This is a genomic window from Paractinoplanes pyxinae (assembly GCF_026626335.1).
GTDB lineage: Bacteria > Actinomycetota > Actinomycetes > Mycobacteriales > Micromonosporaceae > Actinoplanes > Actinoplanes pyxinae.
On sequence record NZ_JAPNTZ010000006.1, the window covers coordinates 445,125 to 461,257 of the forward strand.

At 72.7% G+C, this 16,133-nt stretch carries 15 protein-coding genes; 7 read left to right on the forward strand and 8 right to left on the reverse strand.

Features of this window, described 5'->3' with window-relative positions; translation table 11 throughout:
• Positions 1-67: 67 nt before the first annotated feature.
• Positions 68-646 carry a TetR/AcrR family transcriptional regulator gene (locus tag OWR29_RS19265; protein ID WP_267564291.1) on the forward strand — a complete coding sequence of 193 codons (579 nt, stop codon included), beginning with the start codon at positions 68-70 and terminating at the stop codon, positions 644-646.
• Here the strand turns inward: OWR29_RS19265 and OWR29_RS19270 are convergent.
• The 3 genes from OWR29_RS19270 to OWR29_RS19280 are packed head-to-tail and all read right to left on the reverse strand — an operon-like array spanning position 643 to position 4,162.
• Entirely contained in the window at positions 643-2,733 is a 2,091-nt protein-coding gene (locus tag OWR29_RS19270) for a xanthine dehydrogenase family protein molybdopterin-binding subunit (RefSeq protein ID WP_267564292.1), read from the reverse strand. The genes OWR29_RS19265 and OWR29_RS19270 overlap by 4 nt on opposite strands.
• Positions 2,730-3,692 (reverse strand): FAD binding domain-containing protein, encoded by a 963-nt coding sequence (locus tag OWR29_RS19275; protein ID WP_267564293.1) that lies wholly within the window; start codon positions 3,690-3,692, stop codon positions 2,730-2,732. Before OWR29_RS19275 ends, OWR29_RS19270 begins: the two co-directional genes overlap by 4 nt.
• The gene (locus OWR29_RS19280; RefSeq protein WP_267564294.1) at positions 3,689-4,162 is read right to left on the reverse strand and encodes a 2Fe-2S iron-sulfur cluster-binding protein; all 474 of its coding nucleotides are present in this window, start codon (positions 4,160-4,162) and stop codon (positions 3,689-3,691) included. Before OWR29_RS19280 ends, OWR29_RS19275 begins: the two co-directional genes overlap by 4 nt.
• A 59-nt stretch (positions 4,163-4,221) precedes the next feature.
• Here OWR29_RS19280 and OWR29_RS19285 point away from each other — a divergent pair, with 59 nt between their 5' ends.
• Together OWR29_RS19285 and OWR29_RS19290 are read left to right on the forward strand one after the other, a co-directional pair.
• Positions 4,222-5,301: an NAD-dependent epimerase/dehydratase family protein gene (locus OWR29_RS19285; RefSeq protein WP_267564295.1), complete on the forward strand. Its 1,080-nt coding sequence runs from the start codon at positions 4,222-4,224 to the stop codon at positions 5,299-5,301.
• 9 nt (positions 5,302-5,310) lie between these two features.
• On the forward strand, positions 5,311-6,486 hold the full coding sequence (locus OWR29_RS19290; RefSeq protein WP_267564296.1) for a cysteine desulfurase-like protein: 1,176 nt from the start codon (positions 5,311-5,313) through the stop codon (positions 6,484-6,486).
• On the opposite strand, the gene OWR29_RS19295 is transcribed toward OWR29_RS19290, so the two are convergent.
• The gene (locus tag OWR29_RS19295; protein ID WP_267564297.1) at positions 6,483-9,521 is read right to left on the reverse strand and encodes a putative bifunctional diguanylate cyclase/phosphodiesterase; all 3,039 of its coding nucleotides are present in this window, start codon (positions 9,519-9,521) and stop codon (positions 6,483-6,485) included. The genes OWR29_RS19290 and OWR29_RS19295 overlap by 4 nt on opposite strands.
• An 80-nt stretch (positions 9,522-9,601) precedes the next feature.
• On the opposite strand from OWR29_RS19295, the gene OWR29_RS19300 reads away from it, so the two are divergent.
• Positions 9,602-10,237: a class I SAM-dependent methyltransferase gene (locus tag OWR29_RS19300; protein ID WP_267564298.1), complete on the forward strand. Its 636-nt coding sequence runs from the start codon at positions 9,602-9,604 to the stop codon at positions 10,235-10,237.
• Here OWR29_RS19300 and OWR29_RS19305 read toward each other — a convergent pair.
• A complete protein-coding gene (locus OWR29_RS19305; protein WP_267564299.1) occupies positions 10,228-11,094 on the reverse strand; it encodes an oxidoreductase in 867 nt (288 codons plus the stop codon). The genes OWR29_RS19300 and OWR29_RS19305 overlap by 10 nt on opposite strands.
• 100 nt (positions 11,095-11,194) lie before the next feature.
• On the opposite strand from OWR29_RS19305, the gene OWR29_RS19310 reads away from it, so the two are divergent.
• Entirely contained in the window at positions 11,195-12,061 is an 867-nt protein-coding gene (locus OWR29_RS19310) for a helix-turn-helix transcriptional regulator (protein ID WP_267564300.1), read from the forward strand.
• Here the strand turns inward: OWR29_RS19310 and OWR29_RS19315 are convergent.
• Positions 12,042-12,767: an HAD family hydrolase gene (locus OWR29_RS19315; protein WP_267564301.1), complete on the reverse strand. Its 726-nt coding sequence runs from the start codon at positions 12,765-12,767 to the stop codon at positions 12,042-12,044. The two genes, OWR29_RS19310 and OWR29_RS19315, sit on opposite strands and share 20 nt — an antisense overlap.
• Position 12,768: 1 nt before the next feature.
• On the reverse strand, positions 12,769-13,524 hold the full coding sequence (locus OWR29_RS19320) for an ROK family protein (RefSeq protein ID WP_267564302.1): 756 nt from the start codon (positions 13,522-13,524) through the stop codon (positions 12,769-12,771).
• A 63-nt stretch (positions 13,525-13,587) separates the two neighbouring features.
• Here OWR29_RS19320 and OWR29_RS19325 point away from each other — a divergent pair, with 63 nt between their 5' ends.
• Entirely contained in the window at positions 13,588-14,376 is a 789-nt protein-coding gene (locus OWR29_RS19325) for a TrmH family RNA methyltransferase (RefSeq protein WP_267564303.1), read from the forward strand.
• Here OWR29_RS19325 and OWR29_RS19330 read toward each other — a convergent pair.
• Entirely contained in the window at positions 14,351-15,160 is an 810-nt protein-coding gene (locus OWR29_RS19330) for an oxidoreductase (RefSeq protein ID WP_267564304.1), read from the reverse strand. The two genes, OWR29_RS19325 and OWR29_RS19330, sit on opposite strands and share 26 nt — an antisense overlap.
• Before the next feature lie 70 nt (positions 15,161-15,230).
• Between OWR29_RS19330 and OWR29_RS19335 the strand changes: the two genes are divergently transcribed.
• The gene (locus OWR29_RS19335; protein ID WP_267564305.1) at positions 15,231-16,121 is read left to right on the forward strand and encodes a LysR family transcriptional regulator; all 891 of its coding nucleotides are present in this window, start codon (positions 15,231-15,233) and stop codon (positions 16,119-16,121) included.
• Positions 16,122-16,133 lie beyond the last annotated feature (12 nt).

Below are 16,133 nucleotides of genomic sequence, written 5' to 3' on the forward strand. Positions count from 1 at the left end.
TGTTTTCGACCGTAGGCCGCCATCGGCGGAAAAGCAAACCAACTCGTCTGTTTGTTAGGCTGGGCCCATGCCACCCCTGCCGACCACCGCGCGCGGCGCCGCGACCAGCCGCCGCATCCTCGACGCGGCCGCCGTCGAGTTCGCCGAGCGCGGCATCGCGGGCGCCCGCATCGACCGCATCACCGCCGCCGCGCAGACCAACAAGGCCCAGGTGTACGGCTATTTCGGCAGCAAGGACGGCCTGTTCGACGCGGTCGTGGCCGACCGGGTCGACCGGCTGCTGGGCGCGATCACGTTCGACCCGGCCGACCTGGCGGGCTTCGCCGTCGGCCTGTACGACGAGAACCTGCGCCACCCCGAGCTGGTCCGACTGGTCACGTGGCTCCGGCTCGAGCGACACCCGGCCGGCCGCCTGTCCGAGGGCACCGACGACGAGCCCAAGTTCAAGGCCATCGCCGCCGCCCAAGCCGCGGGCCAGATCCGGGACGGCCAGCCGGCCGAGATCTTCGCGCTGGTCTTGTCGATGGCGTTCGCCTGGTCCCCGGCCAGCGGCTTCTACGCCGCCACGGCCGACGAGCCCGCCGCCGACCACGACCGCCGCCGAGCCCTGCTACGCGAGAGCGTGGAACGCGCCGTCGCGCCCTAGATATGCGGGAGGATTTTGTCCAGACGGGCCGGCAGGTCGCGGATGCGGACGCCTGTCGCGTGCCAGATGGCGTTGAGGATGGCGGCCGGGGAGCCGACGATGCCGATCTCGCCGATGCCCTTGCTGCCCATCGGGTTGAGTTGGTCGTCCTGCTCGTCCAGCCACTCGGCCTCGATCGACTCGATGTCGGCGTGGGCCGGGATGTGGTATTCGGCCAGGTCGTGGTTGACCCACGTGCCCATGGCGGGGTCCAGCACCGACTCCTCGTGCAGGGCCATGCCCATTCCCATGATCATGCCGCCCAGGAACTGGCTGCGGGCCGTGCGCGGGTTGAGGATCTTGCCGGCTGCGAACATGCCGAAGAGGCGGGACACCCGCACTTCCCCGGTCACGGCGTCGACTCGCACCTCGGCGAAGTGGGCGCCGAAGGCGTGCTTTCCGTCCTTCTCCTGCTTCTCGATGAGCTCGCTGGAATCGAAGGTGGCTTCATCGGAGGAGGAGGAGGAGGAGGAGGAGGAGGAGGATCGCAGAGCGCGGCACGCCCCGGTCACCGCCCACCCCCACGACGCGCTGCCCGACGAGCCGCCGGCGACCGAGGCCTTGGGCAGCGTGCTGTCCCCGATCCGCATCCGCACCTGCGAGACCGGCACCTCGAGCGCATCGGCCGCGATCTGGGTCAGGATCGTGCGCGCACCCGTTCCGAGGTCGGCCGCCGCGATCGAGACTTCGTACGAGTCGGCGGCGAGGCGACGCACCCGGGCCGTCGACGGCTGGGCCATCGTCGGGTAGGTCGCCCCGGCCACGCCCGTCCCGATCCACCAGTCGCCCTCGCGGCGCTGCCGGGGGCGGGGATCGCGGTCGTGCCACCCGAACCGGTCGGCGCCGCGCCGCAGGCACTCCACGTAGTGGCGGCTGCTGAAGGGAACTCCCGATTCCGGCTCGACCGAAGGCTCATTGCGTACGCGCAGTTCGATCGGGTCCAGCGAGAGCGCCACCGCCAGTTCGTCCATCGCGCATTCGAGCGCCACCATGCCGGGCGCCTCGCCGGGCGCCCGCATCCAGCGTGGTGTCGGCATGTCGAGGCGGACCAACTGATGGCCCGTACGGCGGTTCGGGGCGGCGTACATGTGCCGGGTCGCCACCGCGGTCTGCTCCGCGAACTCGAACAGGCGCGACGAGTGCTCGACCACCTCATGATCAATCGCGGTCAGCCGGCCGTCCTCGGCCGCGGCCAGGCGGACGCGCTGGATCGTCGGCGTCCGGTGCCCGACCATGCTGAACAGGGCCTGGCGGGGCAGCGCCAGCCGTACCGGACGGCCGGTGACCTTGGCCGCCATGGCCGCGAGCACCGCGTTGGGGCGGGCGGTGCCCTTCGACCCGAAGCCGCCACCCACGTGCTCGGTGATCACGTGCACGCGTTCCGGTGGGAGATCGAAAAGCGCCCCGACCGTGGCCGCGATGCCCGGCGGGTGCTGGTTGGAGTCGTACAGCACCAGGTCGTCGCCCGCCCACAGCGCGGTCGTGGCGTGCGGCTCCATCGGGCTGTTGTGCAGGGCGGGCGTGCTGTACGTGACGTCGACCGTGACCGGCGCCGCCTCGAACGCGGCGTCGACGTCGCCGGACGAGGTCGCGGCGGGGAAGGCCGGGTTGACCTTCTCGGGCGCGTACAGCTCCGGGTGGTCGGTGCGCAGCACGGTGTCGTGCGGGTCCTCGGCGATGTCGAGCTGCAGGGTGGCCGCGGCCCGGCGGGCGGCTTCGAACGTACGGGCCACGACCAGCGCCAGGGCCTGGCCGCGATAGCTGATCCGCTCGGACTGCAGCACCGCCAGTTCGGGATCGTCCGCCTCGGCCAGCCGGGGCGCGTTGCCGTGCCACAGCACCGCGAGCACGTCGTCCGCCTCGACCAGCGGGTCGACGGTCACGCCGTTCAGGGTGCCGCTCGCCACCGGCGACTGCGCCACCCAGGCGTACGCCAAATCGTCCCCGACCTGGTACTCGGCGGCGTAGCGGGCGGCGCCGCGCACCTTGTCCGGCCCCTCGATGCGTTCGATCGGCTGCCCGACGGCGCGTTCGGTGGTGGTGGTCATGACAGTCCCTCCAGCACCGAGGCGACGAGGTTGCGGATCAGGGCGACCTTGAACGTGTTGTCGCGCAGCGGGCGGGCGGCGCCCAATTCGGCGTCGGCCGCGGCCAGGAACGACTCGCGGGTGGCGGGCCGGCCGCGTAGCGCCTCCTCGGCCTGACTGGCGCGCCACGGCTTGTGAGCGACCGCGCCGAACGCCAGGCGGACATCGCGTACGGTGCCGTCGGTGACCTGCAGGGCCGCCGCGACCGAGCCGACCGCGAAGGCGTACGAGGCCCGATCGCGCACTTTCCGATAGGTGGACCGGGTCGCGAACTCCAGCGGCGGCAGGTCGACGGCGGTGATCAACTCGCCGTGTTCGAGGACGGTGTCGCGCTCGGGGGTGTCGCCCGGCAGCCGGTGCAACTCGGTGACCGGCACGGTCCGCTCGCCGGTGGGACCGCTGATCCGTACGACCGCGTCCAGGGCGGCCAGCGCGACCGCCATGTCCGACGGATGGGTCGCGATGCAGGACGGCGAGGCGCCCAGGATGGCCAGGTTGCGGTGGTCGCCGGACACGGCCGGGCAGCCGGAGCCGGGGTCGTGCTTGTTGCACGGCATCGTGGCGTCCATGAAATACCGGCACCGGGTGCGCTGCAGCAGGTTGCCGGCAGTGGTGGCCATGTTCCGCAACTGGCCCGAGGCGCCGGCCAGCAGGGCCTGACTGAGTACGGGATACTGCCCGCGTACGCGTGGGTCGGCCGCCAGGTCGCTGTTGCGCACGCCGGCGCCGATCCGCAGACCGCCGCCGGGAAGCTCGGCCACGTCGTCGAGCCCGAGCCGGGTCACGTCGACCAGCACGTCGGGCGTGGCCACGCCGAGCTTCATGAGGTCGACCAGGTTGGTGCCGCCGCCCAGGAAGGTCGCGCCCGGCTCGAGCCCGTCGGCCACGCCGGCCGCCGTACGGTAGGTGAAGGTCTTCATCGCTCCGCCGCCTCACGGATGGCCGGGACCATGTTCGGGTAGGCGCCGCAGCGGCACAGGTTGCCGCTCATGCGCTCGCGAATCTCCGGGTCCGACAGATCAGGCGGACCGGAACCCGTGACCGCGCTCGGCCATCCCTGAGAGAACTCGTCCAGCATCCCCACGGCCGAGCAGATCTGGCCCGGCGTGCAGTAGCCGCACTGGAACCCGTCGTGCTCGAGGAACTTCTGCTGCACCGGGTGGTCGACGCCCTCGATGGTCGTCACCTCGGAGCCGGAGAGGGTGATCGCGAGGATCAGGCAGCTGTTGACGCGGCGGCCGTCGAGCAGCACAGTGCAGGCCCCGCACTGCCCGTGATCGCAGCCCTTCTTGGCGCCGGTCAGCCCCAGGTGCTCGCGCAGGGCGTCCAGCAGCGTGGTGCGCGGGTCGAGGTCGAGGCTCTGCTCGGCACCGTTGACGACGAGATCCATGCGGCGGTCGTACCCGTACGAACGTGATTCAACCGCCCGCCGCCGGGTAGCGGTTAAGCATGCGAGTCGTGATCGTGGGAGCCACCGGGAACGCCGGAACCGCCCTGCTGCGCCGGTTGAGCGCCGAACCGGACGTGTCGCTGGTCGGGGTGGCACGGCGGCTGCCCACGCGGACCGGCGTCTACGCCAAGGCCGACTGGCACTCGGCCGACATCGGCACGGCCGGGTCGGTGGACCAGCTGAGCGAGATCTTCGCCGGGGCCGACGCCGTGGTCCATCTGGCCTGGCAGATCCAGCCCAGCCACGATCAGCGCGTGCTCTATCGCACCAATGTTCTGGGCAGCCGCGCGGTGGCCAAGGCGGTGCTGCGGGCCGGGGTGCCCGCGCTGGTCTACGCCTCGTCGGTGGGGGCCTATTCGCCGGGGCCCAAGGACGCGTACGTCCGGGAGAGCTGGCCGCGGGCCGGGGTGCTGCAGTCCTCGTACAGCCGGCACAAGGCGCTCGTCGAGTGGATGCTCGACCAGATCGAGGCCGACCACCCGCAGCTGCGCGTGGTGCGACTGCGGCCGGGGCTGATCTTCCAGCGGGCCGTGGGCACCGAGATCGCGCGTTACTTCGCGGGGCCGCTGCTGCCGGCGTGGCTGCTGCGCCCGCAGTGGCTGCCGCTGGTGCCGTCGCATCCGGCGTTGCGGGCCCAGGCGGTGCACGCGGACGACGTGGCCGACGCCTACGCGCGGGCGATCCTGTCCGATGCGCACGGCGCCTTCAACATCGCGGCCGGTCCGGTGCTCGACCCCAAGGTCGCGGCGCGCGCCTTCCACGGCGTGCAGGTGCCGGTGCCCGGCTTCGTGCTCAAGGGGGCGGCCGCGGCCAGCTGGTGGTTGCGGTTGCAGCCGGTCGACCAGGGCTGGGTCGAGCTGGGTCTGAAGGCGCCGCTCATGTCGTGCGACCGGGCCGCCACCGAGCTCGGCTGGCACCCGCGCCGGGACGCCGTCTCCGCGCTGAAAGAGCTGGTGGCGGGCATGGCCGACCGGGCCCACGACGACGGCGGCCCGCCGCTGTCGGGCGATCCGGCGCTGCCGGGCCGGCTGGGCGGCCTGCTGAAGGGCCGCCTACCGGGTACGGGCAACCCCTACTAGGTTCGAGTCATGATCTTCGACGTCGACCGCGTCCGGGCCCAGTACCCCGCTCTCGCCGAGGGCTTCCTGCACTTCGACGGCGCGGGCGGCACCCAGCCGGCCGAACCGGTGACCGAAGCGATCGCGCGGGCCATGCGGACGGCCGTCTCCAACCGGGGCACCGCCCACGAGCCGGCCCGCCGCTCGGGCGAGATCGTGGCCGCCGCCCGCTCGGCCGTGGCCGACCTGGTGGGCGGCGATCCGGCCGGGGTGGCCTTCGGGCCGAGCGCGACCGCGCTGACCTATCTGGTGGCCCGCACGCTGTCGCAGGGTTGGGAGTCGGGCGACGAAGTGGTGGTGTCGCGGCTAGACCACGACGCGAACGTGCGGCCGTGGGTGCAGACCGGGGCGACCGTCAAGTGGGCCGACGTCGACCTGAAGACCGGCGAGCTGCCGGTCGAGCAGTACCGCGAGCTGATCGGGCCGCGCACCAAGCTGGTGGCGGTGACCGCGGCCAGCAACGCCACCGGCACCGTGCCCGCCGTCCAGCCGATCGCCGATATCGCGCATGCGGCCGGCGCCCAGGTGTACGTCGACGGGGTGCACGCCACGGCCCACCGCCCGACCGATGTGGCTGCGCTCGGCGCCGACTTCTATGTGACCAGCGCGTACAAGTGGTCGGGTCCGCACTACGCGGCCGTGATCGCCGACCCCGGGGTGTGGGAGCCGCTGCACCCGGTGAAGCTGATCCCGTCGCCGTCCGGGGCGCCGGACCGCTTCGAGTACGGGACGTTGAGCTTCGAGCTGCTGGCCGGCCTCACCGCCGCCGTCGATTTTCTCGCCGGCCTGGCCGACGTCGAGGGCGACCGGCGTACGCGGGTGCTGGCGGGCATGGCCGCGGCCGAGAAGCACGAGCTCGGGCTGCTCGACCGCCTGCTGGCCGGCCTGGGCGAGGACGAGCGCGTGACGATCTGCCCGGCCGGCGCCGAGCGCTGCCCCACGGTCTCGTTCCGGCTGGCCGGCGAGGCCCCGGCCGACACCGCCCGCCGCCTGGGCGAGCGGAACATCTGCGTCTCGCACGGCGACTACTACGCGGTCGAGTACTTCGAGGCGGCCGGGCTGCGGGCCACCGGCGGCGCGGTGCGGGCCAGCATCTACCACTACAACACCGCCGACGAGGTCGACCGCCTGCTGGAAGCTCTCTAGGCGACCAGCGGCAGGCGGTCGGTGATCTGGCTCAGCGCCTCGGTGCCGTCGACCGGGCTCGAATAGAGGTAACCCTGGCCCAGCGGGCAGCCCAGCCGGGCCAGCAGGTCGCGGTGGGCCGGGTCCTCGATGCCCTCGGCGATCACGGTCAGGCCGAGCGCCTGGGCCAGGTTGATCAGGCCGGCCACCAGCGCGAGCTGATGCGGGTCGTCGACCACGCCGTCCACGAATGCCTTGTCGATCTTCACGACGTCGACCGGGCGGCGGCGCACGGTGCCCAGCGCGGATGAGCTCGCGGCGAAATCGTCGATGGCCACGCGTACGCCCCATTCGCGCAGCACGGCCAGGTCGGCCCACAGCCGCTCGTGGTCGCCGTCGAGCACGCTCTCGGTGAGCTCCAGCATCAGCGCGCGGGCCGGCACCCCGGAGTACGCCAGGGCCTGCTGCACCATCTCGACGAAGTTGCCCTCGCGGAACTGCCGCACCGACACGTTCACGCTGACGAACGGCTGCCGGCTGCGGGGCAGGATGCGCCGCCACTGTGCCACCGTGTGCAGCGCCTGGTCGAGCACCCAGCGGCCCATCGGCACGACCAGTCCGCTCTCCTCGGCCACCTCGAGGAACTCGGCCGGCGCGACCACCCCGCGGGTCGGGTGGTGCCAGCGCACCAGTGCTTCGAAGCCCACCGGCTCGTCCGTGCCGAGGTCGATGATCGGCTGGTAGGCCAGCAGGAAGTGCCCCTCGTGCACGGCGTGGTCCAGGGCCGAGCGCAGCTCCAGCCGCTCGACCATCGCGCCGTGCAGGTGGGCCTGGTAGCGCCGCCACTGGTTCTTGCCGGCTCCCTTGGCCACGTAGAGGGCCAGGTCGGCCTGGCGCAGCAGCTCGTCCGGGGTGTCCGCCTCGGGTGTGGTGGTGATGCCGATACTGGCCACCGCGGTCAGTTCGGAGCCGTCGTCGAGCAGGATCGGCTCGGCCAGCGCGGCCAGGATCCGCTGCGCCGTCTCCTCGACCGCGCCCGGGTCCTGCACGTTCTCGACCAGCGCGGCGAACTCGTCGCCGCCCAGACGGGCCGCGGTGTCGTCGGCGCGCAGGGCGCCCGCGATCCGGTTGGCCACGCCGATCAGCAGCTGGTCGCCGACGGCGTGACCCATCGTGTCGTTGACCTTCTTGAAGTCGTCGAGGTCGATGAACAGCACGCCGACGACCGAGCCGTCGCGGGCGCCGCGGTGCAGCGCGTGGCCGAGCCGGTCGTGGAACAGCACCCGGTTGGCCAGCCCGGTCATCGCGTCGTGGAACACCCGGTGGGTCAGCTCGGCCTCGAGCCGGCGGCGCTCGGTGACGTCGCGCAGGGTGAGCACCAGCCCGCCGACGGTCGGGTCGTGCCGCAGGTCCTGGCCGTGCGTCTCGAGCACCACGCCGGCCCGGGCCTGAAAGTCCAGACCTTCCTGCAGACCTTCGCCCGTACGCAGGGCGGCCAGCACCTCGGCCAGCCGGGAGCGCTCGGCCCGGTGGAACAGGGCGGACATCCGGCTGCCGGTCGGGTCCTCGTCGAACAGGGTCAGCGCGGACGGGCTGGCGTACCGGATCCGGTCGTCCTCGTCGACGATGAGGATGACGTCGGAGGTCTTCTGCACGAGCGTACGGAAATAGGTCTCGCTGTTGCGGCGGATGACCTCCTGGCTGAGCCCGATCCGTTCCAGGGCCAGCGCGGCCTGCGTGGCCAGCACCTCGATGGCCCGGGTGAGTCCGATCAGGGCCGGCGTGGGCGCGCCGACGTGCAGCACCCCGACCAGCGGGTCGCCGGTCGGCCGGTCGGAGAGCACCATCGGGCAGCGCAGAGACATCGCGAAGTGGTGCAGCCGGGTCGAGACGGCCCAGTCGACGTCCCGGGTCGGCAGCACGCGGGCGGCCGTTCCGGTCGACCGGTCCACCGCTGCCTGCGCCACTGCCTCGGGTGACAACAGGCCGGGCTGGGCGATGGTGACGGCCAGGACCACCGCGTGCGGGGTGTCCGGCGGCAGCAGGTGCGCCACGGCCGTACGGACTGCTTCGGCGACCTGGTCGTTGTCGGCCGCCGAGACGAGGGCGGCCGAGGCCTCGCGCAGTGCCCTTTCCCGGGCCAGCGCCTGCCGGTGACCGGTCATGATCCCGGCCATCCGCACCAGCACCAGCAGGAACGTGATCGCGCTGAGCACCGCGGCGACCAGGTCGCTCCGCTCGTCGCGCAGCATGCTCGCCACGAGCACGACCGGCACGGTCATCGAGGCGGCCCCGAGCAGGGCCAGGCGGCCACGGCCGAGCGCCGGGACGGGCAGGCCGGCCGGCTCGTCCAGCTCGGCCATCGACGGGTGCAGGGCGGCCAGCCCGGCCGCGGTGTAGAGCGCGAACCGGCACAGGGCGACCACCGGCACCTCGAACAGCGACAGCTCGTAGCCGACGTCGGCCAGCAGCAGCAGGATCACGCCCGCGCCGAGCAGCCGGGCCGAGAACACCGGCCGGTCGCTGATCAGCAGCCGGGTCAGCATGCCGAGCAGCAGCAGGTCGCCCAGCGGGAAGGCGACGGTGGTCCACGGGTCGCCGCCGGTGCGCTCCAGGTTGGGCCCGATGAGGAAGGTCCAGGCCAGCAGGGCCACCCCGGCCGTGACGGTGAGGGCGTCCAGCATGGCGGCGCGGTCACGGGTCCCGCCCGTACGCCGTCGCAGAGACACGAAAAGCATGCCGGCGAGCACGGGATACCCCGCCGTGACCAGAAGCGCCCCGGCCGTGACCAGCCCCGGAACGTGCGCGGTGAGCGATTCCGGGGCCCGGTAGAGGGCCGTGCCCGCCGCCGCCAGCGCGATCGCCGTCGCGAGCAGCCGCCACGGCAGCCGCCGGGCGGGACGGTTGAGGCGGACGCCCAGCCCCACCACGACGATGGCGGTGCCGCCGGCGATCAGGCGCAGCACCGACTGCGCCCCGGCCGGCGCCGCGACGAACAGCACCGCGAGCACCGCCATCCAGCCGCCGAAGAGGGCGGCCACCCAGCGTGGGGGCATGCGTGTTCCTTTTTCCGAAGGGAGTGGTCGTCTCATCGGTCCGCCGCGGCGCGAGTTGAGCAACCGGGCACAATCGGTGAGTGCTCCTGGAGTTCATCCGCGGCAACACGACCGCTGCCCCTGTCCCCTTCGTCCCCGAGATCACGCTGTTCCAGGCGGACGAGCCGATCGCCCTCTGGGAGAAGACCGAGGAGGCCGGCCCGGCTCAGCCGCCGCCGTTCTGGGCCTTCGCCTGGGCCGGCGGGCAGGCCCTGGCCCGGCACGTGCTCGACCACCCCGATCTGGTCGCCGGCCGCTCGGTGCTCGACCTGGCCACCGGCTCGGGCCTGGTCGCGGTGGCCGCCGCGCGCGCCGGGGCGACGCCGGTGACGGCCAACGACATCGACCCGTACTCGCTGGCCGCCGCCGAAGCCAACGCGGCCGCCAACGACGTCTCGGTGACCCTGCTCGAGGCCGACATCCTGGACACCGATGACCCGTACGGCGTGGTTCTGGCGGGCGACGTCTTCTACAGCCGCGAGATGGCGGCCCGGGTGCTGCCGTACCTGTTGCGCGCGGCCCAGCGCGGTTCCCTGGTGCTGGTGGGCGATCCCGGTCGCGCCTATCTGCCCAGTTCAGGGCTGGTGGAGCAGGCCGTCTACGACATCCCCGTGCCGGTCAGCCTGGAGAGCGTGGACACCCGGCGTACGAAGGTCTGGCAGTTGACTCACAGGTAGGAAACGCCGGTCAGCTCCTCGGCCACCGCCCACAGCCGCTTCCCGACGGCCGGGTCGGCGGCCGTGGCGCTCGGGCGCACCGCGGTGACCCGGCCGCGCATCTCGAGGAAGCCGGCCGGCCCGAAGAACTCGCCCCCGCGCAGGCCGGGGGCGGTCGCGGCGTGCAGTTGCGGCTCGGCGCCGCGCTCGACCGGCTGGGTGGTTACCACGGACGCCGCGGCGATGAGGCGGCCCAGCCGGCCCCGGTGCTCCCAGGCCCGCGGCGTCAGATTGGTGCGCGTGATGCCCGGATGCGCCAGCACCGCGGTGATCGGCCGCCCGGCCGCGCGCAGCCGGCGATCCAGTTCCAGGCCGAAGACCGTACAGGCCAATTTCGAGACGCCGTACGCCCGGGAAGCGCCGTAGTTCTGCCGGGACATCAGGTCGTCGAAGTTCAGCCGGGCCCGCTTGTGGGTGATCGAGCTCAGGTTCACCACCCGGGCCTGGGGCGCCAACGCGTCGAGGAGCAGGCCGGTGAGGGCGAAGTGCCCGAGCATGTTGGTGCCCATGTGCAGCTCGAACCCGTCGGAGGTCTCGCGGCGTGGTCCCAGCAACACGGCCCCGGCGTTGTTGATGAGCAGGTCGAGAGACGAAATTCCGGCGGCGAAGGCGCGGACCGACGCGAGCGAGGCCAGGTCGAGCTCCCGGACCTCGACGTCGCCCCCGATGGTCCGGGCCGCCTCCTTCCCGGCCTCGACGTTCCGGACGGCGAGGATCACCTGGGCGCCGGCCCGGCTCAGCTCGGTGGCGGTGACCAGGCCGAGGCCCGAGTTCGCGCCGGTGACGACGGCGGTGCGGCCGTGCAGATTCGTAGTCATGGGGCGAAGCTAGGGCCGCCGCGGCGGATGCCCGTCGCACCGCCCGGCCTAGGTCTGGTGGACCTACCTTTCCGGCCGGCGACGGCGGCACACTGGCTGCATGGCGAGCACTCACCCGTACGCCCGGGAACTCGGCGACTTCCTGCGGGCCCGCCGCAACCGGCTGCGCCCGCAGGACGTCGGCCTGGAGCCGGGCGGCCGGCGCCGGGTCACCGGGCTCCGGCGTGAGGAACTGGCCCTGCTGGCCGGTCTGAGCACCGACTACTACCAGCGGATGGAACAGGGCCGCGACCTGCGCCCGTCGGACGACGTGCTGGACGCGATCGCGGGCGCGCTCGACCTCGACGAGAACGAGCGGCGGCACCTGTTCACGCTGGCCCGCGCGGCCCGCCGACCGGCGCCGGCGCCGCCGCGGCGCGAGCCCGAGATCGTGCCCGACGGCACCCGGCGGATGCTGCGCGCGCTGGCCACCCCGGCGGTGGTGCTGGGCCGGCACCTCGACGTGCTGGCCTGGAACGACATGGCCGAGGCGCTGCTGGGCGACCCGCACGACTATCCGCCCGACCGGCTGAACATGCTGATGCTGATGTTCGACGACAGCCGCACCGCCGAGCGGCAGTGCAAGGACTGGGAGCAGCAGGCCCTCGACTACATCGGCATGATGCGGGCCGCCGTCGCCACCGACCCGACCCATCCGCGGGCCACCGCCGTCGTCGGCGAGCTGAGCATCCGCAGCGCCGAGTTCCGGCGGCTGTGGGCCCGGCACGACGTCCGGGCGTCGGTCAGCGGCACCAAGACGTTCCGGATGCCCGAGGTCGGCGACATCGACCTCTACTGGGACACGTACCCGCTGCCGGGGCAGCCGGGCCCGGTCATGCTGGTCTTCACGGCCGAGGAGGGCAGCGCCGGCGCCGACCGGCTGCAACTGCTGGCCTCGCTGCACGCCACTAGAGGTACTTCTCGATGAGGGTACGCAGGCCGAAGCCGTCCTCGACCGTGTCGTCGGGCGGCGCGCCGGCCGGCTCTTCGGCCGTACGCGGGGAAGGCATCAGGATCGCTCGGGCGACCCCGGCTCGGCGGGCGCAGACAACGTCGCGTCGCGGGGTGTCGCCGACGAACCAGCACTCCTCCGGGGGCAGGCCCAGCTCGTCGGTCGCGTTCCAGATCATCTGCGGGTTGGGTTTGCGCACGCCGGCCTCGTCGCTGTAGATCTGCACGGCGAAGAAGCGGCCGATGCCGGCCCGGTCGAGGAAGTCGCGATGGGCCGCGCCGGAGAGGGTGTTCGACACGACGGCCAGCGGAACCCCGGCCTCGGCGGCCGCCTCCAGCGCGGACGGGATGCCCGGCCGCAGCGCCCAGTTGTCCCGCCAGGCCCACTCGTAGCTCAGCTTGCGCACGGCCCCGCGCACCGGCACCTGAGCCGCCGGCGGCCACCCGGGCAGGATGAACCTTTCCCACACCTCGGCCTGGCTCAGCTCGTCCGGCCAGTCCTCGTCGCGCCACGCGGCCCAGGCCGACGCGCCCTCGGTGAGCGTGCGCTGGATCTCGCCCGGCGTCAGAGACCCGTTGACCAGGTTGAAAATGCGCAGCACGAGACCCGGCGGAGCGGTGCGCCGGGGCGGCGCGTCGGCCAGCACTCCCCCGAAGTCGAGCAGGATCGCCGCGGGACGCATGTCAGCGGGTGGTGCCCAGGGTCCAGGCGCGCACACCGCCGACGATGCCCGCCGTGTTGGGCACCACGACCACATCGTCGCCCATCCGCGCGAGCTGGGTGGGCACGATCAGCCGGGAGTTGCCGCCGCCGAGATACAACCTGTCCCACAGGAACACCGGCCGCAGCCCCTCGACGACGTTGCGGACCCGGCGCGACCACAGGGCGTCCCCGAGGCGGCGGCGCTCGTGCTCGCCGATGTACGTGTCGTACGACATGCCCCACCGCACCGGCGCCTGCGACATCTCGAGGTGGGGAGCCAGCGCGCCCCCGTCGAACAGCGCGCAGCCCAGCCCCGTGCCCAGGGTCAGCACCAGCTCGCAGCCCGTCCCGGCCACCACGCCGGCCCCGTGCACCTCGGCGTCGTTGAGCACGAGGGTGGGCCGCCCGAACGCGTCCTCCAGGGCCGTCCGCGCGTCGAAGCCGAACCACGCGTCCTGCAGCTCCGGGTCGATCTTGGTGCGGGGTCCGCTGCGGGTGATGTAGTGCGGGGTCGCCACGACGACGCCGTGCCGCAGCATGCCCGGCATGCCCACGGTGACCCGGTCGTGCGCGGGCAACCGCTCGCCGAGCTGCACCAACGTCTTGACGAAGAGATCGGGGGGCAGGGGGTAGGGGGTGGGGACGCGCAGCGGCTGGGCACGCATGGTGCCCGCCTCGTCGAGCACGGAACCCTTGATGCCGCCGCCGCCACAGTCGATCGTCAGGGTGAAAGCCACGCCGCCAGTTTGCATGGAGTACACCTCCTCGCACAGCAATTGTGACCCGGTATCGTCGCTGCGGTGTCGAGGGCCGTCCGGGTGAGCACCCGCAACGCGAGCTTCCAGCAGTGGCAGGCGCTGCTCACCAACCGTACGAAGCGCCACCGGGCCGGCGAGTTCCTGGTCCATGGCGTACGACCGATCTCGCTGGCCGTCGACTACGGCTGGCCCGTGCGCGATCTGATCTATCCCGACCGGCAGTCCCTGTCGTCGTGGGCGCGCGAGATGCTGGACCGCAGCGGCGCCCGCCCGGTGGCGATGGACCCGGCGCTGGTGGCCGAACTGGCGGACAAGGAATCGGCCGAACTCATCGCCGTGGTCGGCCTGCCCGATCGGCCGGCGCTACCGGACGCCGACCTGGTGGTGGTCTTCGACCGGCCGTCGACGCCCGGCAACATCGGCACGCTGATCCGCTCGGCCGACGCGTTCGGCGCGGCCGCGGTCGTGGTGACCGGACACGCCGCCGACCCGTACGACCCGAAGTCCGTACGGGCCAGCACGGGTTCGATCTTCGCTCTGCCCGTCATTCAGGCCGACGGGCCGGACGACGTGCTGCCCTGGGCCGCCCGCAACGGCGTGCAGTTGGTGGGCACCGACGAGCACGGCGCGGTCGAGGTGGCCGACCACGACCTGACCGGCCCGACCGCGCTGCTGATCGGCAACGAGACGGCCGGGCTGAGCGCGGCCTGGAAGGCGGCGGCCGACGTGCTGGTCCGCATCCCGATCACGGGCGCGGCCAGCTCGCTGAACGCCGCCACCGCGGCCACGGTGGTGCTCTACGAGGTCAGCCGGCAGCGGTCCCGCGGCTGACCTTCTCCCAGGCCCGCAGGTTGTCGGTCCGCTCGGCCAGGGTGGCGGCGATCGCGTCCACCGCGTCGCCGCCCAGGGCCAGCCGCAGGGGCGCGTCCGGGCTGTTCACCGCCTCGAGGATCGCGGCCGCGGCAAGGGCCGGGTCGCCCGGCTGGTTGCCGTCCATGCTGTCGACGGCGGCCCGGGTCTGGGCGGTCGAGGCGGCGTAGGCGTCGATCGTGCGCGAGCGTTGCATCCGGCCGCCGCCGAACTCGGTGCGGAAGGCCCCCGGCTCGACGATGAGAACTCGTACGCCGAAGGGCGCGACCTCGGCCGCGAGCGCTTCCGACACGCCTTCGAGGGCGAACTTGGCGGCGCAGTAGGCGCCGAAGCCGGGCATCGTGACCTGGCCGCCCATCGAGCTGATCTGCACGAACGTGCCGCTCCCCTGGGCCCGCAGGTGCGGCAGCGCGGCCTTGGTCACCGTGACCGCGCCGAAGAACATCACCTCCATGACCGCCCGCAGCTCGGCCATCGTGAACTCCTCGACCGCGCCGACGCTGCCGTGCCCGGCGTTGTTCACCACCACGTCGATCCGGCCCAGCTCCCGTACGGCCTCGGCCACCACCCTTTCGACCTGCTGCTCGTCGGTCACGTCCAAGGCCGCCGTACGTGTCGCGCCCAGCCCGGCCAACGTCTCGGGCCGCCGCGCCGTGGCGAAAACCTGATCTCCCGCTCCCAGGGCGGCCCGGGCGATCGCCTGCCCGAACCCCGCCGAACACCCCGTGATGAGCCAATTCTTCATGGCTCCACCCTGTCCGCGAGCCGGGCGACGCTCCAACATCGACTGCCTGACCCGGCTACAGTCCACGCCTGTGAGCGTCGAACTCCGCCACCTGCGCTATTTCGTAGCCGTCGCCGAGCAGTCGAGCTTCGGCCGGGCCGCCCAGCGGCTGCACATCGCTCAGCAGTCCCTGTCGCAGCAGATCGCCACCTTGGAAAGGCTTCTGGGCGTACGTCTTTTCGACCGGGACAGCCGCGGCACGAGGCTCACGGCGGCCGGGTCGGCCTTTCTGCCGTCCGCCCGCGAGATCCTGCACCGCGTCGAGGTGGCCATTGCTGACGTACGCCGGGTGGCCGGCACGCTCGACCTGGCGTTCCTGGAGTCGACGGCCAACTACATGCTGCCGCCGGTGGTCCGGGCCGTGCGGGAACGCTTCCCCAGCGCGACGCTGACCACCCACAACGTGCCGATCGCGGAGCTGGTGGCCGGGCTGCGCGAGGGCCGGTACGACGCCGCGTTCACCCGGCCGCCCGCGGTGCCCGACCTGCGGACCCGGGTGCTGGTCAGCGAGCCGGTCTGCATCGCCGTGCCGGACGGGCACCCGCTGGCCGCCCGGGAATCGGTGCGGCTGGCCGACCTGTCCGGGGAGAACTGGGTGCTCACCCCACGCACCTCGTGGCCGCCATGGCACGAGAAGTACGACCGGGACTTCGCGGCGGCCGGGTTCGAGCCGCGCGTGGTGCAGCGGGCGGCCGGGGTGCCGAACCTGCTCGGGCTGGTCGCGGCCGGCGTCGGGGTCACCTGGCTGGCTCAGTCGGCGCGCAGCATCCGGCGGGGTGGCGTGACCTTCGTACCGCTGGCGGGTGAGGTCGCCCAGACCGTTGTCGCCTGGCTGCCCGGCCACGACAACCCGCTGCTGCCCGGCCTCTTGGAACTGGCCGACGACCTGGCGCGCACGCTGGACCTGACGACCTGGGGTTGATTTTCTGCGGGC